We start from the raw sequence: 25037 nt of genomic DNA, 5'->3' as shown, positions 1-25037 counted from the left end.
AGGGAGACCCCCAGATGCCCATCTACACACCGCCCACCAAGGATCTGCAATTCATCCTGCACGAGGTGCTCGACGCGCCGTCGCAGGATGTGCCCGGCTATGACGAGCTGGACGCGGATTTCACGTCCGCGGTGCTGGAAGAGGCCGGCAAGATCGCCCGCGACGTGCTCGCGCCGCTCAACGCGGTGGGCGATACCGAGGGCTGCACCCTGGAGAACGGCGTGGTGGGGACGCCCACGGGCTTCAAGGCGGCCTTCGACCAGCTGCGCGATGGCGGCTGGACGGCGCTGGACTGCGATCCCGACTATGGCGGACAGGGCCTGCCCTATCTGGTGCAAACCGCGGTGGGTGAGATGCTGACCGCCTCCAACATGGCGTTCCAGATGTACCCCGGCCTGACCCATGGCGCCTATTCGGCGATCCATGCCCATGGCACCGACGATCAGAAGGCGATGTACCTGCCCAAGATGGTCACCTGCGACTGGACCGGGACGATGAACCTGACCGAGCCGCATTGCGGCACCGACCTCGGGTTGATGCGCACCAAGGCAGAGCCCTCGGACGACGGCTCCTACGCCATCACCGGTCAGAAGATTTTCATCTCGGCCGGCGATCATGACCTCTCCGACAACGTCATTCACCTGGTCCTGGCCAAGATCCCCGGCGGGCCGGAGGGGATCAAGGGCGTCTCGCTCTTCATCGTGCCGAAGTTCCTGGTCAACGCCGACGGCAGCCTCGGTGAGCGCAACGCGGTCTCGGTCGGCAAGATCGAGGAGAAGATGGGCATCCACGGCAACTCGACCTGCGTGATGAACTACGACGGCGCGAAAGGCTGGCTGCTCGGCACCGAGCACAAGGGCATGCGGGCGATGTTCACCATGATGAACGAGGCGCGCATCGCCGTCGGGCTGCAGGGGCTGGGACAGGCTGCGGTGGCCTATGACAATGCGCTGGCCTATGCCCGTGACCGGCTGCAGGGCCGCGCGGTAACCGGGGCGGAAAACCCCGACGGGCCGGCCGATCCGCTGATCGTGCACCCCGACATCCGCCGCACGCTGCTGGACCAGAAGAGCTTTGTCGAAGGCGCGCGCGCCTTCGGCCTCTGGGGCGCCAACCTGATCGACCGGGCGCATCGCAACAAGGATCCGCAGGCCGAGGGGCTGATCTCGCTCTTGACGCCGGTGATCAAGGGCTTCCTCACCGACAAGGGTTTCGAGAACGCGGTGGCGGCGCAGCAGGTCTATGGCGGCCATGGCTACATCGAGGAATGGGGCATGTCGCAGTTTGCCCGCGACGCCCGCATCGCGATGATCTACGAGGGCGCCAATGGCGTTCAGGCGCTCGATCTGGTCGGCCGCAAACTGGCGCTGGACGGTGGCAAGCACGTCATGGGCTTCTTCGAGCTGGTCAAGAGCTTCTGCAAGGAGAACGCCGAGGACGCGGGCCTGAAGGACTTCGTCGACCCGCTGAAGGCGGCGTCGAAGGACCTGCAGGCGGCGGGGATGTTCTTCATGCAGCAGGGCATGAAGAACCCCAATGCCGCCCTCGCTGGCAGCCATGACTTCCTGCATCTCTTCGGCCATGTCTGCCTCGGGCTGATGTGGGCGCGGATGGCCAAGGCCTCGCAGGCGGCGCTGGCCGGTGGCACCACCGACCGCGACTTCCACGAGACCAAGCTTGCGACCGGGCGCTACTACATGGCGCGGCAACTGCCGATGACGCGGACGCATCTGGCGCGAATCGAAAGCGGCGCCGAGCCGGTGATGGGGCTGGCCGCGGATCGGTTCTGAAAATACGGTGGGGGGAAACCCCCACCCTACGCTCAACCTGCGAGGTCCGACCGATGCCCAAACGCTTCCGCCTTACCCGGCGCTTCAACGCGGCGATGACCGAGGACGGCTATCGCCGCCTGCGCCGATTTGCCGATGCCGCCGGGCTCGATGAGGGCGAGGCGCTGTCCTTCGTGTTCGAGCATTTCGACAGCATCACCGATGACGAGGCGCTGACCCACCGGCTGCGGATCTTCAACTCGGAACTCGATGCGCGGAAACGATGAGGCCGCCTGCCGCGAAACGCCGCGGACCGAGGCGCCCGGCGCTGGCTGCGGGAGCCTCCGGCGGGAGTTTACCGGGCAAGATGAAGCAGGAGCGTGGCGCCACAAGCTCCACCCCGTCGCCCGGGGCGACCGGGGCCGCAGCGGGAGACGGGGCTTCACCTTGCACGCCGCTCAGCTCTCCAGCCTGCGGCGCAGCCTGAGGATGGACCAGGGAAGGTAAAGCGACGGTTAAGAACAGGCTTCAATCTTCATCTTGCCAGGTAAACTCTGCGGGGGTGCGGGGGTGCAAAACCCCCGCTCCGACATCGGCCACAAGCGAACAGATCAGGACTGACAGACATGACCATGCAACTCTACTGCTTCGGCGAATCCGGCAATGCCTACAAGGCGGCACTTGCGCTGGAACTCTCCGGCCTCGACTGGGCGCCGGTCTACGTCGATTTCTTCAACGGCGCGGCGCGCACGCCGGAATACCGCGAGACCATCAACCCGATGGGCGAGGTGCCGGTGCTGATCGACGGCGACACGCGCCTCACCCAGTCCGGCGTGATCCAGAGCTATGTCACCGAAAAGGCCGGCAAGTTCGGCGGCGCCACCCCCGAAGAGAAGCGCGAGGTGTTGCGCTGGGTGCTCTGGGACAACCACAAGCTCTCGGGCCAGAACGGCCCGCTCCGCTTCCTGATGAACTTCCTGCCTGAAGACAAGCGCCCGGCCGAGGTGATCGGCTTCATGCAGGGCCGGCTCAACGCCGCCTATACCGTGCTGAACGCCCATCTCGAGGGCCGCGACTGGATCGTCGGTGACGGGATCACCAACGCCGATCTGAGCTGCTGCGGCTATCTCTTCTACCCCGAGCCCTTCGGCTTCGACCGGGCCGACTGGCCGCATATCGACGCCTGGCTGACGCGGCTTTCCGAAACACCGGGGTGGAGACACCCCTACGACCTGATGCCCGGCTCGCCCGCCGACCGGGCCACCTGAGGAGGACGACCATGACCGACGCCTATATCTACGACGCCCTGCGCAGCCCGCGTGGCAAGGGCCGCAAGGACGGTGCGCTGCACGAGGTCACCAGCCTCCGGCTTTCTGCGCAGATTCTGAACGCCGTCAAGGACCGCAACGGCCTTGAGGGGCACGCCGTGGAGGACGTGATCTGGGGCAATGTCACCCAGGTCGGCGAACAGGGCGGCTGCCTCGCGCGTTCGGCCGTGCTCGCCTCGGACCTCGACCAGCGCATCCCGGGCCTGTCGATCAACCGCTTCTGTGCTTCGGGCATGGAGGCCGTCAACCTCGCCGCCAACCAGGTGCGCGGCGGGGCCGGCCGGGCCTATATCGCCGGCGGCGTCGAGATGATGGGCCGGGTGCCGATGGGCAGCGATGGGGCGGCGATTGCCGTCGATCCGTCGCTCGCCATGGAGAGCTACTTCGTGCCGCAGGGCATCTCGGCCGATATCATCGCCACCGAATACGGCTTTTCCCGCGATGACGCCGACGCGCTGGCGGTGGAGAGCCAGAAACGCGCCGCCGCGGCCTGGGAGGACGGCCGCTTTGACAAATCCATCGTCGCGGTGCGCGACATCAATGGTCTGCCGATCCTCGAGCGTGACGAATACATGCGCCCCGGCACCGACATGCAGAGCCTCGGCGGGTTGAAGCCGGCGTTCAAGGACATGGGCGAGACCATGCCGGGCTTCGACGCGGTGGCGCTGATGAAATACCCGCATCTCGAACGGATCAACCACATCCACCATGCCGGCAACTCCAGCGGGATCGTCGATGGCGCCGCCGCGGTGCTGATCGGCAATAAGGCATTCGGCGAGGCGCACGGGCTTACCCCCCGCGCCCGGATCCGCGCCACCGCCAAGATCGGCACCGACCCGACGATCATGCTGACCGGCCCGGTGCCGGTGACCGAGAAAATCCTCAAAGACAGCGGCATGGCAATCTCCGACATCGATCTCGTCGAGGTCAACGAGGCCTTTGCCAGCGTCGTGCTGCGCTTCATGCAGGCCTTCGACGTCGATCACGACCGGGTCAACGTCAACGGCGGCGCTATCGCCATGGGCCATCCCCTCGGCGCCACCGGTGCGATCATCATCGGCACGCTGCTGGATGAGCTGGAGCGGAGCGGCAAGGGCGTGGGCCTCGCCACGCTCTGCATCGCCTCGGGCATGGGTGCGGCCACGATCATCGAGCGCCTGTGAGCGCCCCGAACCGATTTATGGGAGAGACAGAATGACCGATTTCACCATGCGCACCGACGCCGACGGCGTCGCCATCATCGAATGGGACGTGCAGGGCAAGAGCATGAACGTGCTGTCGCTCGACGGGCTGGCCGAGCTTGACGCCCATCTCGACACGGCGCTTGCCGACGACACCGTCAAGGGCATCGTCATCACCTCGGCCAAGGCGGATTTCGCCGGCGGGATGGACCTCAACGTCATCGCCAAGATGAAAGAAAGCGCCGGCGACGACCCGGCCCGCGGGCTGTTTGACGGGATCATGCAGATGCACCGGATCCTGCGCAAGATCGAGCGCGCCGGGATGGACGACAAGAACAAGGGCGGCAAGCCCGTCGCCGCCGCCCTGCCCGGCACCGCGCTGGGCATCGGCCTCGAGATCCCGCTGGCCTGCCACCGGATCTTTGCCGCCGACAACCCCAAGGCCAAGATCGGCCTGCCCGAGATCATGGTCGGCATCTTCCCCGGCGCGGGCGGCACCACCCGTATGGTGCGCAAGATGGGCGCGATGGCGGCCTCGCCCTTCCTGCTGGAAGGCAAGCTCAGCGACCCGAAGAAGGCCAAGATGGCGGGTATCATCGACGAGGTGGTCGACGATCCGCTGGCGGCGGCAAAGGAGTGGGTGCTGTCGGCGCCGAAGTTCGTCAAGCCCTGGGACGAGAAGGGCTACAAGATGCCCGGCGGCGCGCCCTATCACCCGGCGGGCTTCATGACCTATGTCGGTGCTTCGGCGATGGTCAACGGCAAGACCAAGGGCGTCTACCCGGCGGCCAAGGCGCTGCTCTCGGCGGTCTATGAAGGCGCGCTGGTGCCCTTCGACACCGCGCTCAAGGTCGAGGTGCGCTGGTTCACCAACGTGCTGATGAACCCCTCGTCCGCGGCGATGATCCGCTCGCTCTTCATCAACAAGGAGGCGCTGGAGAAAGGCGCCAACCGCCCCGAAGCGTCTGACCAGAAGGTCAAGAAGGTCGGTGTTCTGGGGGCCGGCATGATGGGCGCCGGGATCACGCTGGTCTCGGCCATGGCCGGGATCGAGGTGGTGCTGATCGACCAGAAACAGGAGGCGGCGGACCGCGGCCGCGCCTATACCGCCGACTACATGGACAAGGGGATCAAGCGCAAGAAGGCCACCGAGGCCAAGAAGGAGGCCGCGCTGGCCCTGATCACCGCGACCACGGATTACGCCGCACTGGAAGGCTGCGACCTGATCATCGAGGCGGTTTTCGAGGACCCCAAGGTCAAGGCCGAGGTCACCGCGAAGGTCGAGGCGGTCATCGGCGAGGATTGCATCTTTGCGTCGAACACCTCGACCCTGCCGATCAGCCAGCTTGCCAAGGCCAGCAAACGGCCCGAGCAGTTCATCGGCATCCACTTCTTCTCGCCGGTCGAGAAGATGATGCTGGTCGAGATCATCAAGGGCAAGGCGACGGGTGACCGGGCGGTGGCCAAGGCGCTCGACTACGTGCGCCAGATCCGCAAGACCCCGATCGTGGTCAACGACGCGCGCTTCTTCTACGCCAACCGCTGCATCATCCCCTATCTCAACGAGGGGATGCGGATGGTGAAGGAAGGCGTCTCGCCGGCGCTGGTGGAGAATGCCGCCAAGATGGTCGGCATGCCGCTGGGTCCGCTGCAACTGGTCGACGAGACCTCGATCGACCTCGGCGCCAAGATCGCCCGCGCCACGAAACAGGCGATGGGCGACGCCTACCCCGACGGCGATGTCGACGAGGTGATCTTCTGGATGGAGGGCGAAGGCCGTCTCGGTCGCAAGTCCGGCAAGGGCTTTTACGACTACGACGACGCCGGCAAGCGACAGGGCTTGTCAGAGGCGGTGAAGGCGCAGTATCCGCAGGCGGCCGACCAGCCCGACCTGATCGAGGTCCAGCACCGCCTGCTCTTTGCCCAGGTTCTGGAAGCGGTGCGCGCGCTCGAGGAAGGCGTGCTGGAAGACATCCGCGAAGGCGATGTCGGCGCGATCCTCGGCTGGGGGTTCGCCCCTTGGTCCGGCGGGCCGTTCAGCTGGCTCGACATGATCGGCGCGCCCTATGCGGCCGAGCGCTGTGACCAACTGGCCGCGGCGCATGGCGCACGCTTTGCCTGCCCCGATCTGCTGCGCGAGATGGCCGAGAAGACCCAGAGCTTTTACAAGCGCTTCGGTCCGGACGCCAAGGCCGCGTAGCGGACGGTCCGCCGGGGTTTGATGCCTCCGGCGGCAATATTTCGGAACCAGAGACGGGGCGGACCTGCGCATGGGTCCGCCCCGCATGCGTTCAGGGCCCGGGGGGCGCCGGTTGCGGCCCCGGACGATCCGGCAGGGGGCGACGTGGCGGATTTTCGTCTGTCAGTAGCCTGTGCATTGGGAGCTGTCCCGAATCTCGGTCGCTCCTGAGGTACCCGGCTCCTAAGAAACAGAGACAGCGTCCCTGTCCGCGGGCTGCCAAGGGCTGCCCGCGGTGTCCCGACGCATCTGAGCGGGTCGATCCGCCGCCCCGGCCCTAGCGGGCCGCGACGACAATCTCTCCGAGCGCGCCGGCAATGGCGCCGATCTCGCCCATGGCGTCGACCCGGCGCAGCACGCCACGGCTTTCGTAATAGGCAATCAGCGGCGCGGTCTGCGCGTGATAGGCCGCGAGCCGCGAGGCCACGGTTTCGACGTTGTCATCGGCGCGGCGCTTGAACTCGCTGCCGCCGCACTTGTCGCAGGTGCCGGCCTTCTCGGGCTGCTTGAAGCTGTCGTGGTAGCCCTCGCCGCAGGTGGCACAGGTGGAGCGGCCGGAGATCCGCGTCACCATCGCCGCGTCCTCCACCTCGAGCGAGATGGCGGCGTTGATCTGCTGGCCGTTCTCCTCGAGCAGCCGGTCGAGCGCCTCGGCCTGCGCGCTGGTGCGCGGAAAACCGTCGAGGATCACGCCGCTGGCGGTGTCCTCTTGCGCCAGACGGTCGCGCAGGATGGCGATGACGATCTCGTCAGAGACCAGCCCGCCCGCATCCATCACCGCCTTGGCCTCGCGGCCGGCCTCGGTTCCGGCGGCCACCGCAGCGCGCAGCAGGTCACCGGTCGAGAGCTGGACCAGGCCGAAACGCTCTTCGAGCATCCGGGCCTGGGTGCCCTTGCCGGCCCCCGGAGGGCCAAGCAGGATCAGGACGGCGGGGCGGGTTTGCACCTGGGCGTCCATCGCCATCAGCCCCGGTTCATCCGGTTGTCGATCAGGTCGTCGACGACGCTCGGATCGGCCAGCGTCGAGGTATCGCCCAGCGCGCCGAAATCGTTCTCGGCGATCTTGCGCAGGATGCGGCGCATGATCTTGCCCGAGCGGGTCTTGGGCAGGCCTGGCGCCCATTGGATCAGGTCTGGCGAGGCGATCGGCCCGATCTCCTGCCGCACCCAGGTGCGCAGCTCCTTGCGCAGCTCGTCAGAGGGCTCCTGCCCGGTCATCAGGGTGACATAGCAATAGATGCCCTGCCCCTTGATGTCATGCGGATAGCCCACCACCGCGGCCTCTGCCACCTTGGGATGCGCCACCAGCGCGCTCTCGACCTCGGCCGTGCCCATGCGGTGGCCCGAGACGTTGATCACGTCATCGACCCGGCCGGTGATCCAGTAGTCGCCGTCGGCGTCGCGCCGACAGCCGTCGCCTGAGAAGTAGTAGCCCTTGTAGTCCGAGAAATAGGTCTTCTCGAAGCGCTCGTGATCGCCCCAGACGGTGCGCATCTGCCCCGGCCAGCTGTCGGCGATGACAAGCACCCCCTCGACGCCGTTGCCCTTGATCTCTTCGCCGGTCGTCGGGTCGAGCACCATCGGTTTGATGCCAAAGAACGGCTGCTGCGCCGAGCCGGGTTTCAGCTCATGCGCGCCGGGCAGCGGGGTCATCATGTGGCCGCCGGTCTCGGTCTGCCACCAGGTGTCGACGATCGGGCATTTGCCCTTGCCGACCACATCGTTGTACCAGTTCCAGGCCTCGGGATTGATCGGTTCGCCGACGGTGCCCAGCAGCAGCAGCGACGACAGGTCGGCCTTCTCGACGAACTCCGGCCCCTGCCCCATCAGCGCACGGATCGCGGTGGGCGCGGTGTAGAACTGATTGACCTTGTGCTTGTCGCAGACCTGCCAGAAGCGCGAGGCATCCGGCCAGGTCGGCACGCCCTCGAACATCAGCGTGGTGCCGCCGTTGGCCAGCGGGCCATAGACGATGTAGCTGTGACCGGTGACCCAGCCCACATCCGCGGTGCACCAGTAGATGTCGCCGTCGTGGTAGTCGAAGGTGATCTCATGCGTCATCGCGGCATAGACAAGATAGCCGCCGGAGCAATGCACCACCCCCTTGGGCTGGCCGGTGGAGCCCGAGGTATAGAGGATGAAGAGCGGATCCTCGGCGTTCACCTCGACCGGATCGAAACTGTCGGAAGCCTTTTCGGCCAGCGCATTGTAATCCACGTCACGGGCGTCATCCCACGCGACATCGCCGCCGGTGCGCCGAACCACCAGCGATTTCACGTCGTCGCCGCAATTGGCCAGCGCCTTGTCGGCATTGGCCTTGAGCGCGGTCTTGCGGCCGCCGCGGGGCGCTTCGTCGGCGGTGATCACCACCTTGGCGTCACAGCCGTTGATCCGCGCCGAGAGCGCGTCGGGCGAGAAACCGGCAAAGACGATGGAGTGGATCGCGCCGATCCGGGCGCAGGCCAGCATGGCATAGGCGGCTTCGGGGATCATCGGCAGGTAGATCACCACGCGGTCGCCCTTGGTCACGCCCAGATCGCTCAGAACATTGGCCATGCGGCAGGTGTTGGCATGCAACTCGCGATACGAGATGTGCTGCGCGTCGTCCTGCGGGTCGTCCGGTTCCCAGATGATCGCGGTCTGGTCGCCGCGGGTCTCGAGATGGCGGTCGATGCAGTTGGCCGAGACGTTCAGCGTGCCGTCGTGATACCATTTGATGTGGATGTCACCCGGCGCAAAGCTCACGTCCTTGACCTGACTGTAGGGTTTGATCCAGTCGATGCGCTTGCCCTGCTCGGCCCAGAATGCCTCTGGATCGGCGATTGAGGCGCTGTACATCTCCTGATATTTGGCAGCGTCGATATGGTACTGGCGTGCGGAATGGTCGTTGGGCATGTGCTCCCCCTCTTTCGGTATGCCGGTGCGCAGCATGGCTCCTCCATGCGCCCCGAAGATCAACGTCGCCGCGAGTTTACAGAGGATTGCCGGGATTTGATCCGGGTCACTCAGTCTTAAGACTTTTTCTGTAAAGAAATCGACAGGCGCGATTGTCAATTAGTAAATTTTCACCGGATAGGGCGGAAAAATGCCGTTGCGTCAGGCAGTTGCATTCTCCCGCAGGTCTTTCTTGGTCAGCAAATCTTGGCGATGCTCCGGCGCGTTGCCCGCTAACAATCTTGCGCGCAGCCTGCGACAAATTTGCAGGCCTGTCGCCGAGGCGGTCCCGCCCGTGCCGGATAATTGCGAAAACCGCGACCAAAGTGCCATCTCGGCGCATTTGTGATCACACAGGTGATTCCCTGCATTCCCGGTAGGTTCCGAGGCCCCGCTCCGGGGCATTCCGGCGCCGATCCGCAACAGCCAGGCGCCGGCCGGCATTTGTGATCACGACTTTTCGCTCTTGGCTTTTAGGGCCGCGCGCACCGCGTCGGCGTGACTGGCGCTGACCGGCAGCTCGCGCCCGTCGGACAGGGTCGCCTTCAACCGTGTGCCCTCGCGGTGCAGGCGCACCAGATGGGCGATGCTGGCGTAATGCGACCGGTGCAGCTGCAGCCCGGCGGCGCCTTTCAGCTCGGCCATGGCATCGCTCAGACGGATCAGCACCAGATGGCTGCCCAGCGTCGTCGTCACCTCGGCGTAGTGGTCCTGCATCGAGATCGAGATGATGTCGTCGCCCAGTTCCGGTGGCAGCCGCTTGTGAAATCCGGTACGCCGCTGCGGCGGTTCCCGGGAGGTGCCCTTGCCGCCCCAGTCGAGGAACTCGACGATCCCCACGACCCAGCCGATCAGCGCCACCTGCAGCCAGATCACCGGCAAGGCCGCCCCCGCAACCACCGGCGGCCGGAACACGCCATGGACAAAGATCACCACCGCCGCCCCCGGCAGACCGGCCAGCAGCGCCCCGACCGCCAGCCGCAGCACCGGCGGCAGAGGCCCCAGCCAGGCGGTCTTGAGCGCCGTGGTCTGGCAGACGTGCATGAAGAACCCGACCCCGGTAAAGACCACCAGCCAGAACACCAGCCGCTGGGCAAAGCTCATGACCTCATAGGTGCCGAACGGTCCGGTCACCGCCAGGACCAGCACGCCCCCAAAGAAGCCGAGGATCTTGCGTTCCCAGCCAATCGAGCCCCAGATATCCGCCAAGGTTTCACGCATCGTGAAATTTGACCCTAGGTAACTCACGAAATCCAGCAAAAATTCGCGAAGATTAACTAGGTTTTATTAAGATTCGGGCGCTTCATGCTTTTGCCTGCCGCGATATTCAGGGGGGAGCGATTGTTCTATCACTTTTGCGGGTCTTCGGATCCATGACCTAGTCACCGCGTTCTTCGGGGCGCGTGTTTCAGAGCAGGCCGGCCTGGATGGCGCAATGACCCTGGGGGAGTTGCACCACCGAGGCCGGCCTTCCTTTGTGGCGACCTTCCTTTGTGGCAACCATGGCCCGCGCCGCCCCTCCCGCACCCTCTGGACGCCCCTTTCCCTGCCGCCTATAAGCGTCCGCAAGATGGCTCAATTCGCGATCATCATTCGAATTACGTGCCCGGCGCTCTGATCAGACGAGCCGCCGGGACAAGGCGCATGGACGCCCGCGCCGCCACACCCCTGACATCCGGACAAAGTGACAAGGACGCCCTTCATGTGCGCCGATACGCCTGAGTACAAAGACACTCTGAACCTGCCGAAAACCGACTTCCCGATGCGCGCCGGCCTGCCCAAGCGCGAGCCCGAATGGCTGGCCCGCTGGGAACGGCTCGGCATCTACGACCGCCTGCGCGAGCGCGCCGGCGACCGCAAGCCCTTTACCCTGCATGACGGCCCGCCCTATGCCAACGGCCACCTGCATATCGGCCACGCTTTGAACAAGACGATCAAGGACATGATCGTCCGCTCGCACCAGATGATGGGCTTTGACGCGCGCTATATCCCCGGCTGGGATTGCCACGGTCTGCCGATCGAATGGAAGATCGAGGAACAGTACCGCAAGAAGGGCAAGAACAAGGATGAGGTCGACGTCGTCGACTTCCGTCAGGAATGCCGCCGCTTTGCCGAGGGCTGGGTCGATGTCCAGCGCGAGGAGTTCAAGCGTCTTGGCATCACCGGCAACTGGCCCGCGCCCTACCTGACGATGGATTTCCACGCCGAGCGGGTCATCGCCGAGGAATTCCAGAAGTTCCTGATGAACGGCACGCTCTACCAAGGCTCCAAGCCGGTGATGTGGTCGCCGGTGGAACAGACCGCGCTGGCCGAGGCCGAGGTCGAATACCACGACAAGGAGAGCTTTACCGTCTGGGTCAAGTTCCGGGTGTCGAACGTGGAATTCCCCGACCTGACGCTCGCCGGCGAGGAAACCGAGATCGAGGAAGGCCGCGACATCATGGCCGCCGAGGAACAGGTCGCCCATGACCTGATCGGCGCACACGTGGTGATCTGGACCACCACGCCCTGGACCCTGCCGTCGAACAAGGCCGTCGTCTTTGGCCGCGACATCAGCTACGGGCTCTACGAGGTCACCGGCGCACCCGAGGAATGCTGGGCCGCCAAGGGCGACCGCTTCCTGCTGGCCGACAATCTCGCCGCCGATGTCTTCAAGCGCGCCCGCCTGAACGACGACCAGTACCGGCGCGTCCGCACCGTCAGCGCCGATCTGCTGGCCGGTCTGACCCTGCACCACCCGCTGGCCGGGGCCGAGGGCGCAAACGGCGAATGGGACGAGCCGCGCGACTTCCGCGCCGCCGATTTCGTCACCGACACCGAGGGCACCGGCTTCGTGCATTGCGCGCCGAGCCACGGGATGGAGGAATACGAGCTCTACCGTGACCTCAATATGCTCGACAAGGTGATCACCTACAACGTGCTCGACGACGGCTCTTTCCGGACCGACCTGCCGTTCTTCGGCGGCAGCTACATCCTGAGCCGCAAGGGCGGCGAAGGCGACGCCAACAAGAAGATCATCGACAAGCTGGTGGAGGTCGGCGGTCTGCTCGCCCGCGGCAAGATCAAGCACTCCTACCCGCATTCCTGGCGCTCCAAGGCGCCGGTGATCTTCCGCAACACGCCGCAATGGTTCGCCGCCATCGACCGCGAGGTCGGCGACGGTCAGGACCAGTATGGCAAGACCATCCGACAGCGGGCGCTCACCTCGATCGACCAGCTGGTAAACTGGACCCCCAAGACCGGTCGCAACCGGCTCCACGCGATGATCGAGGACCGGCCCGACTGGGTGCTGTCGCGCCAGCGCGCCTGGGGCGTGCCGCTGACCTGTTTCACCCGGAAGGGTGCCCTGCCCACCGACCCCGGCTTCCTGCTGCGCGACGAGACGGTCAACGCCCGCATCCTCGAGGCCTTCGAGGCCGAGGGCGCCGACGCCTGGTACAGGGAAGGCGCCAAGGAGCGCTTCCTCGGCGCGGATCACAACCCCGATGAGTGGGATCAGGTGTTCGACATCCTCGACGTTTGGTTCGATTCCGGTTCGACCCATGCCTTCGTGCTGCGCGACCGCGAGGACGGCACCGAGGACGGCATCGCCGATGTCTACATGGAGGGCACCGACCAGCACCGCGGCTGGTTCCACTCCTCGATGCTGCAGGCCTGCGGCACCAAGGGCCGCGCCCCCTATCGCAACGTGGTGACCCACGGGTTCACGCTGGACGAGAAGGGCAACAAGATGTCCAAATCGCTCGGCAACACCATCGCGCCGGATCAGGTGGTCAAGCAATACGGCGCCGACATCCTGCGGCTCTGGGTGGCGCAGACCGATTACACCGCCGACCAGCGCATCGGGCCCGAGATCCTCAAGGGCGTCGCTGATGGCTATCGCCGGCTGCGCAACACCATGCGCTTCATGCTGGGCGCGCTGGCGCATTTCGAGGAAAGCGACCGGGTTGAACCGTCAGAGATGCCCGAGCTCGAGCGCTACATCCTGCACCGTCTGGCCGAGCTCGATCACGTGGTGCGCAAGGGCTATGCCGCCTTCGATTTCCAGGGCGTGTTCCAGCAGCTGTTCAATTTCGCCACGGTCGAGCTCTCGGCCTTCTACTTCGACATCCGCAAGGACGCGCTCTATTGCGACGGCGACACCCAACGCCGCCGCGCTGCGCGCACGGTGATGGACCTGCTGTTCAACCGACTCACCACCTGGCTGGCGCCGGTGTTGGTCTTTACCATGGAAGAGGTCTGGCTCGAACGCTTCCCCGGCGACGACAGCTCGGTGCATCTGACCGACATCCCGGAAACGCCGGCCGACTGGCTCGACGAGCCGCTGGCGGCGAAATGGGCCAAGGTGCGTCAGGCACGCCGGGTGGTCACCGCGGCGCTGGAGATCCAGCGCAGCGACAAGGTGATCGGCGCCTCGCTCGAGGCCGCCCCGGTGGTGCATGTGCGCGATGCCGAGATGCTGCAGGCGCTGAAGTCGATCAATTTCGACGACATCTGCATCACCTCCGGCATGTCGCTGACCGGCGACCCGCAGCCGGCCGAAGCCTTCCGCCTGCCGGAGATCGAGGGCGTTGGCGTGGTCTTCGAAAAGGCCGATGGCGAGAAATGCCAGCGCTGCTGGAAGATCCTGCCCGACGTCGGCAGCCACAGCCACCCCGCCACATGCGCCCGCTGCGACGCCGCGCTGAGCTGAGAACTGCACAGCGGGCGGGCTTTCTTCCGCCCGCTGTGTTATGCTCCTCTTGCGGGAGAGGCATCGTTTGAGCGGCCAGACCATGGCCCCGCACCTCCGTGACAGTGCCAGTCTCCTCACCCGCCAATTTCAATGAGGAGTATCCACAATGGCATATTACATGTTTCAGGGCCGCTATTCGCCCGAGTCGATCAGGAAGATGGTCGAGACCCCGCAGGACCGCGAAGCCGAGGCCCGCAAGCTGGTCGAGGCGATGGGCGGCAAGCTGCATCACATGTTCTTCTGCTTCGGGCGCGAAGACGTGGTGGTGCTGATCGAAGCCCCGGATGACGAGACGATGGCCGGTGCCATCATGGCCGTCGGCGCAAGTGGCGCGATGTCCGGCGGGGCCACCACCAAGCTGCTGACCTCGCAGCAGGCGCAAGCGGCGATGAAGAAAGCGCAAGCTGTCGGGAAGAGTGACTATCGCCCCGCCAATGCCTGATCGGACAGCGCTGCACAGAGGCTGTGCGCCGCCTTGAGCGCATCGGTGGGTTGGAAAACCCGGCAAAGGCGATATCTATGGCGGAAAGGCACAAGGAGCTTTTCCGCGATGACCGAGACCTACACCCCGCCCACCGTCTGGACATGGGATCAGGAGAACGGCGGCCAGTTCGCCTCGACCAACCGCCCCATCGCCGGCCCGACCCATGACAAGGCGCTGCCGGTCGGCAAGCATCCGTTCCAGCTCTATTCGCAGGGCACGCCCAACGGGGTGAAGGTGACGGTGATGTTCGAAGAGCTGCTGGCCGCCGGTCATGACGCCGAATACGACGCATGGCTCATTCGCATCGGCAAGGGCGACCAGTTCGGCTCGGGCTTTGTCGAGGTCAATCCGAACTCCAAGATCCCTGCTCTGATGGACCGCTCCGGCGAGACACCCGTACGGGTTTTTGAATCCGTCGCGATCATGCTGCACCTGTCTGAAAAGTTCGGCAATGCCTTCCAGGGCGCGTCGGAACATCGCGCCGAGCTTTTGTCCTGGCTGTTCTGGCAGATGGGCAGCGCGCCGTTTCTTGGCGGCGGCTTCGGCCATTTCTACAACTACGCGCCGGAGAAGTACGAGTATCCGATCAACCGCTACGCGATGGAATCCAAGCGCCAGCTCGACGTGCTGAACCGGCACCTGTCAGAGCGCGACTGGATGGTCGGCGGCGAATACACCCTGGCCGACATGGCGATCTGGCCGTGGTACGGTCAGCTGATGCTGGGCCGGCTCTACGGTGCGGCCGAGTTCCTTGACGTCGAGAGCTATACCCACGTGATGGAGTGGGCCAAGCGGATCGACGCGCGCCCCGCCGTGCAACGTGGCCGCATGGTCAACCGCACCGGTGGCGAGTTGTCGTCGCAGCTGCACGAGCGGCACGCAGCCGAGGATTTCGAGACGAAAACCCAGGACAAGCTGGAAGACGCCTGAAACCCGCAAGTTCCGGATTGAGCCTTTGCGCCGCAGGGGCCAATCTGGCCGCATGCCGGAACGCAGCCTGACCACACCGCTTGGCCCCGTCACCCTCGAAGCACGGGACGGCGCGATCACCGCCTTGCATTGGCGGTGTGGCGAGGCCAACGACGATCCGCTGCTGGTCGAGGCCGAACGCCAGCTGACTGCCTATTTCGCCGGGCGCAGCGAGGACTTCGACCTGCCTTTTGCGCCGCAGGGCACCGACCTCACCCTCCGGACCTGCGCCGCACTGCAGGCGATCCCGTTTGGCGAGACCCGGACCTATGGCGATCTGGCGGCTGAGCTGAACGTGCCGGCGCAGGCCATCGGACAGGCCTGCGGCGCCAACCCGATCCCGGTGTTGATCCCCTGCCACCGCATTCTGGGCGCAAACGGGCTCGGCGGGTTTTCCGCCAAGGGCGGCGTCGAGACCAAGGTCTGGCTGCTGAGGCACGAGCGCGCAGCCGGCTTGCTGATCTAGCCTCGAGGAAAAACGTACCGGCGGGTTAACAGCGGGCTGCAAGCCCGTCACACATCATGTCGGAATCCTGCGTTCGGCACAATTTGGCGCCCACCGACACGGCGATGTGGCTGCCCGCATCGCTCCGGTCCGATGCCTGCAGACTATGCCGGGATAAACTGCCCTACGCCCCCGACGGATCGCCGCACCACGGCCCGTCGATGCGCGGCTCAGTCCCGTCTGGGATCGCGCGGATAGGTGCCGAGGATTTCCAGCATGTCGGTGAAGTAGTCCAGTTCCTCCAGCGCCCGCTGCACCGCCGGGTCGTCGGGGTGGCCCTCGATATCGGCATAGAACTGCGTCGCGGTGAAGGAGCCGCCGACCATGTAGCTTTCCAGCTTGGTCATGTTGACGCCGTTGGTGGCAAACCCGCCCATCGCCTTGTAAAGCGCCGCCGGGATATTGCGCACCTGAAAGACGAAGGTGGTCAGCATGCCATGATCGCCCCGCCGCGACATGTCGGGCTCGCGGCCCATCAACAAAAAGCGCGTGGTGTTGTGGGCATGATCCTCGATATGCCGCGCGAGGATGTGCAGCCCGTGGATCTCGGCCGCAAGGTCAGAGGCCAGCACGCCAGAGCGGCGATCTCCGCTCTCGGCCAGTTCTGCCGCCGCGCCGGCGCTGTCGGCGGCCGCCTCGCCGCGGATGCCGTAGGTCTTGAGGAAGTCGGCGCATTGCGGCAGCAGCACCATATGCGCACGCACCGTCTCGATCTCCTCGATCTGCACGCCGTGATGCGCCATCAGGCTGACATGCACCCGGACGAAGGCCTCGCCGACGATCCGGAGCCCGCTCTGCGGCAGCAGCCGGTGGATGTCGGCGACGCGGCCATAGGTGGTGTTTTCCACCGGCAGCATCGCCAGATCGGCCGCGCCGGAACTCACCGCGGCGATCACGTCCTCGAAGCTGTTGCAGGGCATCGGATCCATCTCGGGGCATGCGTCGCGGCAGGCTTCGTGGCTGTAGGCTCCGGGCTCCCCCTGAAAGGCGATGCGTCCTGTCATGGCAATTTTTCCGCTTTTTTGGCCCGGCCCGGGCGTTTCGTCGCGGTTTCTATACCTTGCCTCCGAGAAGGGGAAGCCGTAAGACCCCGAACAAGACCAAGCTAAGGGACTCGCGTGTTATGGATACAATGACCTCGACCAAGATTCTGGGGGGCTTCTGCGGCGCTTTCCTGATCTTCCTGCTCGGTAAATGGGCGGCTGAAGAGATCTATCACACCGGTGGCGGCCATGGCAGCGAAGAGCAGGCCTATGTCATCGACACCGGCGAAAGCGATGCCGGCCCTGCCGAGGATGCCGTGCCCTTTGCCGAGCTTCTCGCCGCGGCCGATCCGGCCAAGGGCGAACGCGTCTGGGGCAAATGCCGCGCCTGTCACAAGGTCGAGGACGGCGTCAACGGCACCGGCCCGCATCTCTACGGCGTCGTCGGCCGCGACGTGGCCTCGGTTGCAGGCTTCGGCTATTCCGGCGCGCTGGTCGCCGTGGCCGATGTCTGGACCCCGGAAAACCTGCAGGCGTTCCTCGAGAACCCCAAGGGCTATGCGCCCGGCACCAAGATGTCCTTTGCCGGCCTGAAAAAGCCCGAGGACCGCGCCGACCTGATCGCCTGGCTCGACGGCATCGACGGCTGATTGCACGTCCGATCGCCCTGTCGCATCGAGTAAAATGCGCCGCCGTTCCTTCGGGAGCGGCGGTTTTTCTTTGCGCGCCGGGGTTTCCGCCGGATCTCACCCAAGTTCACGGAATATCGACTTGATTGATCCTGCCGCACCGCTCTAGCGTACGGGGCCAAAGACGCCTTCCGCTTGCGCGCCGACAAGGCGTCTCGTGGCCAACAGGAGCGACTGAATGACCGACGAAAGATACCTGCCCCGCACCGGGTTCGAATTCTCACGCCGTGCCGCGCTTGGCATGTTCGGGGCGACGGCGCTTGGCGCCGCGCTGCCGCCGGCGCGGGTGATCGCCCAGACCAGCGAGGGCGAGGAGATCGTCACCAGCCACGGCTACTCCTTCTACGGCGACCTGAAATACCCCAAGGGGTTCCCGCATTTCGACTACGTCAACCCCAACGCCCCCAAGGGCGGGCAGATCTCGCTCGGCACGCGGGGCACCTTTGACGGCTTCAACCGCTGGGCCTGGCGCGGCAATGCCGAGAGCAATTCCGGCATCGTCGCCGAGGCGATGTTCGGCGAGATGCCCTGGGGCGGCGGTCTGCCGGCGGATTCGATCACCGACGCCTACAACCTGATCGCCCGCGAGGTCGAATACCCCAAGTCCAAGACCTGGTGCGTGTTCCACATGCGCGACGATGTCACCTTTCGCAACGGCCAGCCGCTGCGCGCGCGTGACGCCGCCTTTACCCACAACCTGTTCCTCGAGCAGGGCATCCGCTCCTATGCCCGCGCGGTCAAGGAACGGATCACCGGCGTCGAGGTGATCGACGACCTGACCATCCGCTACACCTTTGCCGACGAGATCTCGCGCCGCTCGCTGATCTCCCAGGTCGGCGGCACGCCGATATTTTCCGAGGATTGGTACAAGGAGACCGGCGAGCGGCTCGACGAGCCCTCGGTGGCCTCGCCGATGGCCTCGGGCCCCTATCAGGTGGGCGATTACGAGTTCAACCGCTACGTGGTCTACGAGCGCAACCCGAATTACTGGGGCTGGGATCACCCGCTCAACGTCGGCCGACACAATTTCGACCGTATCCGGTTCGAGTATTTCGCCGATGACGCCGCCGAGTTCGAGGCCTTCAAGGCCGGCATCTACACTTTCCGCGCCGAGGGCTCGACCAAGCGCTGGGCCACCGGCTATGACTTTCCGGCGCTGAAAAAGGGCCACGTGGTGCGCGAGGAGATCCCCGACGGCACCGCGCCCAACAACTCGGGCATCATCTTCAACACCCTGCGGCCGCCGCTCGACAACCGCAACGTGCGCCATGCGCTGTCGCTGGCGTTCAACTTCGAATGGGTCCGCGACTCGCTGCAATTCGGCCTGACCACCCAGCGCAAATCCTTTGCCGAGGGTCAGGAGTGGGAGGCTACCGGTGTGCCCGAAGGCGCCGAGCTGGAGCTGCTGAAATCGCTGGGCGAGGTGGTGCCGCCGGAAATGCTGACCGAGGAAGTGGTGATGCCGCATACCTCCGAGCCGCGCACCCCGAGTGACCGGCGCAACCAGCGTGCGGCGCTGAAGCTTCTGGCCGAGGAAGGCTATTCGGTCAACGATCAGGGTCAGATGGTCGATGCGGAGGGCCAGCAGCTCAGCCTCGACTTCCTCGTGCTGTCGAGCTGGGATGACACCCGCAAGGCGGTGATCGAGACCTATGCCCAGACGCTGGAAAGCTGGGGCATCGCGGTCAGCGCCGAGGCGATCGACAGCGCCCAGGGCCAGCAGCGGTTTCTCGACAAGGATTACGACCTGATCCACACCCGCTACTTGACCTTCTCGGTCGCCGGTACCGGGCTCAACCAGCTGTTCGGCTCCGAGACCGCCGAGGTCTCGTCTTACAACGGCGCCGCCCTGCGCAGCCCGGTGGTCGATGCGCTGATCGATGCCGCGCTCGACACCAACAACCGCGAAGACGAGATCACCGCCCTCAAGGCGCTGGACCGGGCGCTGCGCTACGAACGGATCGTGGTGCATGACGGTTTCGTGCCGGAATACTGGGTGGCCTATTACGACATGTTCGAACGGCCCGACCCGCTGCCGCCGCTGGCGCTCGGCGTGCTCGACTTCTGGTGGTTCAACGACGAGAAGTACCAGGCCCTGAAAGCCGCGGGCGCGCTGAAGTAACCCATGGGCGCCTATATCCTTCGCAGACTGCTGCTGGTGATCCCCACACTCCTGGGGATCATGATCATCAACTTCGCCCTGGTGCAATTCGTGCCCGGCGGCCCGGTGGAACAGATGCTCGCCCAGATCCAGGGCGAGGGCGACGTCTTTGGCGGCTTTTCCGGCGGCGGCGAGGACGTGGGCGAGGAGACCTTCGGCTCCGACAGCGACTACATCGGCGCGCGCGGGCTCGACAAGGAGTTCATCGAACAGCTTGAGGTTGATTTCGGCTTTGCCCGCGTGGTCTGTGAAGACGGCTATACCGGCGAGCCTGACCTCGACGATCCGGCCTGTCTCAAGGAAGACATCGGCATCGGCGAGCGCTTCTTCATCATGATGGGCAACTACCTGCGGCTCGACTTCGGCGAGAGCTATTTCCGCTCGATCGGCGTGCTCGAACTGGTGATGGAGAAGCTGCCGGTCTCGATCACGCTGGGGCTCTGGTCGACGCTGATTGCCTATGCGGTCTCGATCCCGCTGGGCATCCGCAAGGCGGTCATGGACGGCTCGACCTTCGACACCTGGACCTCTGGCGTGATCATCGTGGCCTATGCGATCCCCGGGTTTTTGTTCGCGATCCTGCTGCTGGTGCTGTTTGCCGGCGGCTCCTACTGGCAGATCTTCCCGCTGCGGGGCCTGACCTCCGACAATTTCGAGAACCTGAGCCTGCTGGGCAAGATAGGCGACTACTTCTGGCACATCACCCTGCCGGTGCTGGCCTCGACGATCTCGGCCTTTGCCACGCTGACGCTCTTGACCAAGAACAGCTTCATGGACGAGATCAAGAAGCAATACGTGATGACCGCCCGCGCCAAGGGCCTGTCGGAGCGCCGGGTGCTCTATGGCCATATTTTCCGCAACGCCATGCTGATCGTGATCGCCGGCTTCCCGGCGGTGTTCATCGGCGTGTTCTTCGGCGGCTCGATCATCATCGAGACGATCTTCTCGCTCGACGGGTTGGGCCGGCTCGGCTTCGAGGCCGCGGTGGCGCGGGATTACCCGGTGATCTTCGGGACGCTCTTCGTCTTCGGCCTGCTGGGTCTGCTGGTCGGGATCCTGTCGGACATGATGTACGTCTTCGTCGATCCGCGGATCGACTTTGAAAAGCGGGAGGGGTGAGCATGGCCTCTTACGCCACATCAGGCGCGCATGCGCCATGCTCGACCTCGGGAGGGTCTCTCAATCTCATCGAACGGCCGTCAGACAGACATACAGTGGCTCCGGGCGCTGCGAGTGCTTTGAATATGCCCTCCCGGGGGGGAGGTCGGGCATGGCGCATGCGCGCCGGGCGGACGTTCGGTGTGACCGTCACACCCAGCCTGCAACCGTTGAAAACCGGAGAGCTTTAGGATGACCCTCTCCCCCATCAACCAGCGCCGTTGGCGCAATTTTAAGGCCAACCGCCGCGCGCTCTGGTCGCTGATCATCTTCCTGATCGTCTTCACCGTCACGCTCTTTGCCGAGTTCGTCGCCAACGACAAGCCGATCCTCGTCAAGTACCGCGGGGAATTCTACACCCCGGTGTTCAACTTCTACCCCGAGACGGCCTTCGGCGGCGATTTCAAGACCGAGGCGATCTATCGCGACATCGAGGTCAAATGCCTGATCCGCACCGGCGGGCTCGAGGAATGCTGGGATGACCCCGAGGGCCTCGTCGCCCTGGTCGATCAGGGCGGCACCCCCGAGGGCGATTTCGCCCGCGGCTGGATGATCTGGCCGCCGATCCCCTACAGCTATGACACGCCGGTCGACCGCCCCGGCGCCGCCCCGCTGCCGCCGAACGAGCAGAACTGGCTCGGCACCGACGACACCAAGCGCGACGTGCTGGCGCGGATCATCTACGGCTTCCGGCTGTCGATCCTCTTCACCCTGATCGTCACCACCCTGGCCTCGGTGATCGGCATCATTGCCGGCGCGCTGCAGGGCTATTTCGGCGGCTGGCTCGACCTGATCTTCCAGCGGGTGATCGAGATCTGGGGCGCCACCCCCAGCCTCTACATCATCATCATCCTCTTCGCGATCCTCGGCCGCAGCTTCTGGCTTTTGGTCTTCCTCATGGTGCTCTTCGGCTGGACCGCGCTGGTGGGCGTCGTCCGCGCCGAGTTCCTGCGGGCCCGCAACCTCGAATACGTCCGCGCCGCCAAGGCGCTTGGCGTCTCCAACACCACCATCATGTTCCGCCACATGCTGCCCAACGCCATGGTCGCCACCGTCACCTTCCTGCCCTTCCTGGTGACCGGCACCATCAGCCAGCTCGCCGGCCTCGACTTCCTCGGCTTCGGCCTGCCGTCGTCCTCGCCCAGCCTCGGCGAGCTGACCCTGCAGGCGAAACAGAACCTGCAGGCGCCCTGGCTGGGCTTCACCGCCTTCTTCGTCTTTGCCTTCATGCTCTCGCTGCTGGTCTTCATCTTCGAAGGCGTGCGCGATGCCTTCGACCCAAGGAAAACCTTCCAATGACGCCGCTTCTCAAGGTCCGCGATCTCAAGGTCGGCTTTCGCCAAGACGGCCAGACCGTGGCGGCGGTCAAGGGCGTCTCTTTCGACGTCAACAAGGGCGAGACCGTGGCGCTGGTGGGCGAGAGCGGCTCCGGCAAATCGGTCACCGCGCTCTCCACCGTGTCGCTGCTCGGCGGCTCGGCCGAGGTCGAGGGCTCGGTCACTTACGCCGGCCGCGAGATGGTCAGAGCCTCCGACAAGACCCTGCGGCAGATCCGCGGCAACGATATCTCCTTCATCTTCCAGGAGCCGACGACCTCCTTGAACCCGCTGCACACGCTGGAGAAACAGCTGCGCGAGTCGATGGAGCTGCACCAGAACGTCACCGGCGGCGAGGCCCGCAGCCGGATCATCGCCCTGCTCAACAAGGTCGGCATCCGCGACCCCGAAGAGCGCCTGACGGCCTATCCGCACCAGCTTTCCGGCGGCCAGCGCCAGCGGGTGATGATCGCCATGGCGCTGGCCAACGGGCCGGATCTCCTGATCGCCGACGAGCCCACCACCGCGCTTGACGTCACCATCCAGGCGCAGATCCTCGATCTGCTGGCCGAGCTGAAGGAGGCAGAGAACCTCAGCCTGCTGTTCATCACCCACGACCTCGGCATCGTCCGCCGCATCGCCGACAGGGTCTGCGTGATGAAGAACGGCGAGATCGTCGAGACCGGCCCCACGGCCGAGATCTTCGCCAACCCGCAGCATCCCTACACCCAGATGCTGCTCGCGGCCGAAAGCACCGGCCAGCCCGACCCGGTCGATCCCGCCGCCCCGGTGGTGGCCGAGGCGGAGAACCTCAAGATCTGGTTTCCGATCCAGAAAGGCCTGCTGAAACGCACCGTCGGCCATGTCAAGGCGGTCAACGACGCGAGCTTTGCGGTCCGCGCCGGCGAGACCATCGGCATCGTTGGCGAGTCGGGCTCCGGCAAGACCACCCTGGCGCTGGCGATAATGCGGCTGATTTCTTCGGAAGGCGCGATCACCTTCGACGGCCGCGACCTGCGCACTTACACCACCCGCAACCTGCGCCGGCTGCGCGCCGAGATGCAGATCGTCTTCCAGGATCCCTTCGGCTCGCTCTCGCCGCGCATGTCCTGTGCCGAGATCATTGCCGAGGGCCTCGGCGTCCATGGCGACCGCGGCGACGCGCGGCCCAAGCGCGACAAGGTGGCGGAAGTGATGCAGGAGGTCGGTCTCGACCCGGCGATGATGGACCGCTACCCGCATGAGTTCTCCGGCGGCCAGCGCCAGCGCATCGCCATCGCCCGCGCGATGATCCTGCGGCCCAAGCTGGTGGTGCTCGATGAGCCGACCTCGGCGCTCGACATGACGGTGCAGGTGCAGATCGTCGAGCTGCTGCGCGCATTGCAGCGCAAATACGGCCTTGCCTACCTGTTCATCAGCCACGATCTCAAGGTGGTCCGCGCCATGTCTCACCACGTGATGGTGATGAAACAGGGCGACGTGATCGAGGCCGGCCCGGCCGAGCAGGTCTTCAATGACCCGCAGACCGAATACGCCCGCACCCTGCTCGCCGCCGTGGCCTAGCGGCCAACGCGCCGACGTCCTCCCGAGTGACCGCGTCCCGTGCGACACGGAGCGGGCGTGAGGGCTGCGACCCCGCCCCCTGCGCCGCGTTTACGCAGCCCCGCGGATCAGGCGCGCACGGTCCGTTCGCGTCAAAAGGCCCCAGCCCCGCGCGTTGTGTTTCCGTCCACGTCCGCCTAGCCTAAGACACCGATCAGCCCCGATCCTTGACCCAGATCAATCCGGACCCAGCCAGATGCTCAAGACCCTGTCCCACGACCTGTCGCTGCAATGTGGCGACTGCCCGATCCGTCATCGCGCGGTCTGTGCCCGCTGCGACACGGACGAGCTGCAACTGCTCGAGGACATCAAGTACTACCGCAGCTACGAGGCCGGCCAGACCCTCGTGTGGTCCGGCGACCGGATGGAGTTCGTGGGCTCGGTGGTCACCGGCATCGCCACCCTGACCCAGACGATGGAGGACGGCCGCACCCAGATGGTGGGCCTGCTGCTGCCCAGCGATTTCGTCGGCCGCCCCGGGCGCGAGACGGCGGCCTACAATGTCGTGGCGACCACCGACATGGTAATGTGCTGCTTTCGCAAGAAGCCGTTCGAGACGCTGATGACCCGCACTCCGCATATCGCCCACCGGCTGCTCGAGATGACCCTCGACGAGCTTGATGCCGCGCGCGAATGGATGCTGGTGCTGGGCCGCAAGACCGCGCGCGAGAAGATCGCCTCGCTCCTGTCGATCCTCGGCCGGCGCGATGCGGCGCTGCGGTTGACCGGCACTGGCGACGGCGCCTCCTTCGAGCTGCCGCTGACCCGCGAGGCGATGGCCGATTACCTCGGGCTGACGCTGGAAACGGTCAGCCGGCAGGTCTCGGCGCTGAAACGCGACGGGGTGATCGTGCTCTCCGGCAAGCGCGGCGTCACCGTGCCCGATTTCAACCGCCTTCTCGGCGAAGCCGGCGAGGACAGCGACGGCCGCCTGGCCTGACACTCCCGACAGCGCCCTCCCCTGCTTCATCTTGCCAGACAAAC

Annotated in this window: 19 protein-coding genes; 15 read left to right on the top strand and 4 right to left on the bottom strand. The window is 65.3% G+C overall.

The genetic code is table 11. The features are described 5' to 3' along the window. The first annotated feature begins 14 nt into the window (after positions 1 to 14). The 5 genes from VOI27_RS00180 to VOI27_RS00160 all read left to right on the top strand — a co-directional run bounded on the left by VOI27_RS00180 (position 15) and on the right by VOI27_RS00160 (position 6478). The gene (locus VOI27_RS00180; RefSeq protein WP_323763255.1) at positions 15 to 1790 is read left to right on the top strand and encodes an acyl-CoA dehydrogenase C-terminal domain-containing protein; all 1776 of its coding nucleotides are present in this window, start codon (positions 15 to 17) and stop codon (positions 1788 to 1790) included. A 53-nt stretch (positions 1791 to 1843) separates the two neighbouring features. Then, positions 1844 to 2056: a hypothetical protein gene (locus VOI27_RS00175; RefSeq protein WP_323763254.1), complete on the top strand. Its 213-nt coding sequence runs from the start codon at positions 1844 to 1846 to the stop codon at positions 2054 to 2056. Positions 2057 to 2395: 339 nt separating this feature from the next. Then, positions 2396 to 3037 (top strand): glutathione S-transferase, encoded by a 642-nt coding sequence (locus tag VOI27_RS00170; RefSeq protein ID WP_323763253.1) that lies wholly within the window; start codon positions 2396 to 2398, stop codon positions 3035 to 3037. A gap of 11 nt (positions 3038 to 3048) precedes the next feature. Then, on the top strand, positions 3049 to 4260 hold the full coding sequence (locus tag VOI27_RS00165) for an acetyl-CoA C-acetyltransferase (protein WP_323763252.1): 1212 nt from the start codon (positions 3049 to 3051) through the stop codon (positions 4258 to 4260). 31 nt (positions 4261 to 4291) lie between these two features. Further along, entirely contained in the window at positions 4292 to 6478 is a 2187-nt protein-coding gene (locus VOI27_RS00160; protein WP_323763251.1) for a 3-hydroxyacyl-CoA dehydrogenase NAD-binding domain-containing protein, read from the top strand. 316 nt (positions 6479 to 6794) lie between these two features. Here the strand turns inward: VOI27_RS00160 and VOI27_RS00155 are convergent, their stop codons facing one another. The 3 genes from VOI27_RS00155 to VOI27_RS00145 form a co-directional block, all read right to left on the bottom strand. After that, a complete protein-coding gene (locus tag VOI27_RS00155; protein WP_416374625.1) occupies positions 6795 to 7475 on the bottom strand; it encodes an adenylate kinase in 681 nt (226 codons plus the stop codon). Between the two features lie 5 nt (positions 7476 to 7480). After that, on the bottom strand, positions 7481 to 9412 hold the full coding sequence (gene acs / locus VOI27_RS00150; protein ID WP_323763249.1) for an acetate--CoA ligase: 1932 nt from the start codon (positions 9410 to 9412) through the stop codon (positions 7481 to 7483). A gap of 489 nt (positions 9413 to 9901) precedes the next feature. Beyond that, the gene (locus tag VOI27_RS00145) at positions 9902 to 10672 is read right to left on the bottom strand and encodes a LytTR family DNA-binding domain-containing protein (RefSeq protein ID WP_323763248.1); all 771 of its coding nucleotides are present in this window, start codon (positions 10670 to 10672) and stop codon (positions 9902 to 9904) included. Positions 10673 to 11153: 481 nt separating this feature from the next. On the opposite strand from VOI27_RS00145, the gene ileS reads away from it, so the two are divergent. From ileS to VOI27_RS00125, 4 genes are all read left to right on the top strand, one after another. Continuing rightward, positions 11154 to 14144 carry an isoleucine--tRNA ligase gene (gene ileS / locus VOI27_RS00140; protein ID WP_323763247.1) on the top strand — a complete coding sequence of 997 codons (2991 nt, stop codon included), beginning with the start codon at positions 11154 to 11156 and terminating at the stop codon, positions 14142 to 14144. 148 nt (positions 14145 to 14292) lie between these two features. Then, a complete protein-coding gene (locus VOI27_RS00135; protein ID WP_323763246.1) occupies positions 14293 to 14628 on the top strand; it encodes a GYD domain-containing protein in 336 nt (111 codons plus the stop codon). A 108-nt stretch (positions 14629 to 14736) separates the two neighbouring features. Next, a complete protein-coding gene (gene yghU / locus VOI27_RS00130; RefSeq protein WP_323763245.1) occupies positions 14737 to 15600 on the top strand; it encodes a glutathione-dependent disulfide-bond oxidoreductase in 864 nt (287 codons plus the stop codon). A 52-nt stretch (positions 15601 to 15652) separates the two neighbouring features. Next, positions 15653 to 16105, top strand: a complete 453-nt coding sequence (locus VOI27_RS00125) for a methylated-DNA--[protein]-cysteine S-methyltransferase (RefSeq protein WP_323763244.1) — start codon at positions 15653 to 15655, stop codon at positions 16103 to 16105. 209 nt (positions 16106 to 16314) lie between these two features. Here the strand turns inward: VOI27_RS00125 and VOI27_RS00120 are convergent, their stop codons facing one another. Beyond that, a complete protein-coding gene (locus tag VOI27_RS00120) occupies positions 16315 to 17148 on the bottom strand; it encodes a prephenate dehydratase (RefSeq protein WP_323763243.1) in 834 nt (277 codons plus the stop codon). 119 nt (positions 17149 to 17267) lie between these two features. Between VOI27_RS00120 and VOI27_RS00115 the strand changes: the two genes are divergently transcribed. The 6 genes from VOI27_RS00115 to fnrL all read left to right on the top strand — a co-directional run bounded on the left by VOI27_RS00115 (position 17268) and on the right by fnrL (position 24993). Beyond that, positions 17268 to 17777, top strand: coding sequence for a cytochrome c family protein (locus VOI27_RS00115; protein ID WP_323763242.1), 510 nt, complete (start codon positions 17268 to 17270; stop codon positions 17775 to 17777). Positions 17778 to 17994: 217 nt separating this feature from the next. After that, positions 17995 to 19938: an extracellular solute-binding protein gene (locus VOI27_RS00110; RefSeq protein ID WP_323763241.1), complete on the top strand. Its 1944-nt coding sequence runs from the start codon at positions 17995 to 17997 to the stop codon at positions 19936 to 19938. A 3-nt stretch (positions 19939 to 19941) separates the two neighbouring features. Then, entirely contained in the window at positions 19942 to 21096 is a 1155-nt protein-coding gene (locus VOI27_RS00105; protein ID WP_323763240.1) for a microcin C ABC transporter permease YejB, read from the top strand. 231 nt (positions 21097 to 21327) lie between these two features. Further along, positions 21328 to 22434 carry an ABC transporter permease gene (locus VOI27_RS00100; protein ID WP_323763239.1) on the top strand — a complete coding sequence of 369 codons (1107 nt, stop codon included), beginning with the start codon at positions 21328 to 21330 and terminating at the stop codon, positions 22432 to 22434. Then, the gene (locus VOI27_RS00095) at positions 22431 to 24014 is read left to right on the top strand and encodes an ABC transporter ATP-binding protein (RefSeq protein ID WP_323763238.1); all 1584 of its coding nucleotides are present in this window, start codon (positions 22431 to 22433) and stop codon (positions 24012 to 24014) included. The genes VOI27_RS00100 and VOI27_RS00095 overlap by 4 nt, the downstream gene beginning before the upstream one ends. A gap of 235 nt (positions 24015 to 24249) precedes the next feature. Further along, positions 24250 to 24993, top strand: coding sequence for a transcriptional regulator FnrL (fnrL, locus tag VOI27_RS00090; RefSeq protein ID WP_323763237.1), 744 nt, complete (start codon positions 24250 to 24252; stop codon positions 24991 to 24993). Positions 24994 to 25037 lie beyond the last annotated feature (44 nt).

This window comes from Marinovum sp., from assembly GCF_034669705.1.
In the GTDB taxonomy this organism is placed as follows: Bacteria; Pseudomonadota; Alphaproteobacteria; order Rhodobacterales; family Rhodobacteraceae; genus Marinovum.
This window is presented reverse-complemented; position numbering and strand designations above follow the sequence as displayed.

Coding starts and splice junctions, on each gene's coding strand:
- VOI27_RS00100 (WP_323763239.1), top strand. CDS start 21,328: ATGACCCTCTCCCCCATCAACCAGCGCCGTTGGCGCAATTTTAAGGCC.
- VOI27_RS00125 (WP_323763244.1), top strand. CDS start 15,653: ATGCCGGAACGCAGCCTGACCACACCGCTTGGCCCCGTCACCCTCGAA.
- acs (WP_323763249.1), bottom strand. CDS start 9,412: ATGCCCAACGACCATTCCGCACGCCAGTACCATATCGACGCTGCCAAA.
- VOI27_RS00145 (WP_323763248.1), bottom strand. CDS start 10,672: ATGCGTGAAACCTTGGCGGATATCTGGGGCTCGATTGGCTGGGAACGC.
- VOI27_RS00155 (WP_416374625.1), bottom strand. CDS start 7,475: ATGGACGCCCAGGTGCAAACCCGCCCCGCCGTCCTGATCCTGCTTGGC.
- VOI27_RS00135 (WP_323763246.1), top strand. CDS start 14,293: ATGGCATATTACATGTTTCAGGGCCGCTATTCGCCCGAGTCGATCAGG.
- VOI27_RS00095 (WP_323763238.1), top strand. CDS start 22,431: ATGACGCCGCTTCTCAAGGTCCGCGATCTCAAGGTCGGCTTTCGCCAA.
- fnrL (WP_323763237.1), top strand. CDS start 24,250: ATGCTCAAGACCCTGTCCCACGACCTGTCGCTGCAATGTGGCGACTGC.
- VOI27_RS00120 (WP_323763243.1), bottom strand. CDS start 17,148: ATGACAGGACGCATCGCCTTTCAGGGGGAGCCCGGAGCCTACAGCCAC.
- VOI27_RS00175 (WP_323763254.1), top strand. CDS start 1,844: ATGCCCAAACGCTTCCGCCTTACCCGGCGCTTCAACGCGGCGATGACC.
- VOI27_RS00105 (WP_323763240.1), top strand. CDS start 19,942: ATGGGCGCCTATATCCTTCGCAGACTGCTGCTGGTGATCCCCACACTC.
- VOI27_RS00160 (WP_323763251.1), top strand. CDS start 4,292: ATGACCGATTTCACCATGCGCACCGACGCCGACGGCGTCGCCATCATC.
- yghU (WP_323763245.1), top strand. CDS start 14,737: ATGACCGAGACCTACACCCCGCCCACCGTCTGGACATGGGATCAGGAG.
- VOI27_RS00115 (WP_323763242.1), top strand. CDS start 17,268: ATGGATACAATGACCTCGACCAAGATTCTGGGGGGCTTCTGCGGCGCT.
- ileS (WP_323763247.1), top strand. CDS start 11,154: ATGTGCGCCGATACGCCTGAGTACAAAGACACTCTGAACCTGCCGAAA.
- VOI27_RS00165 (WP_323763252.1), top strand. CDS start 3,049: ATGACCGACGCCTATATCTACGACGCCCTGCGCAGCCCGCGTGGCAAG.
- VOI27_RS00180 (WP_323763255.1), top strand. CDS start 15: ATGCCCATCTACACACCGCCCACCAAGGATCTGCAATTCATCCTGCAC.
- VOI27_RS00110 (WP_323763241.1), top strand. CDS start 17,995: ATGACCGACGAAAGATACCTGCCCCGCACCGGGTTCGAATTCTCACGC.
- VOI27_RS00170 (WP_323763253.1), top strand. CDS start 2,396: ATGACCATGCAACTCTACTGCTTCGGCGAATCCGGCAATGCCTACAAG.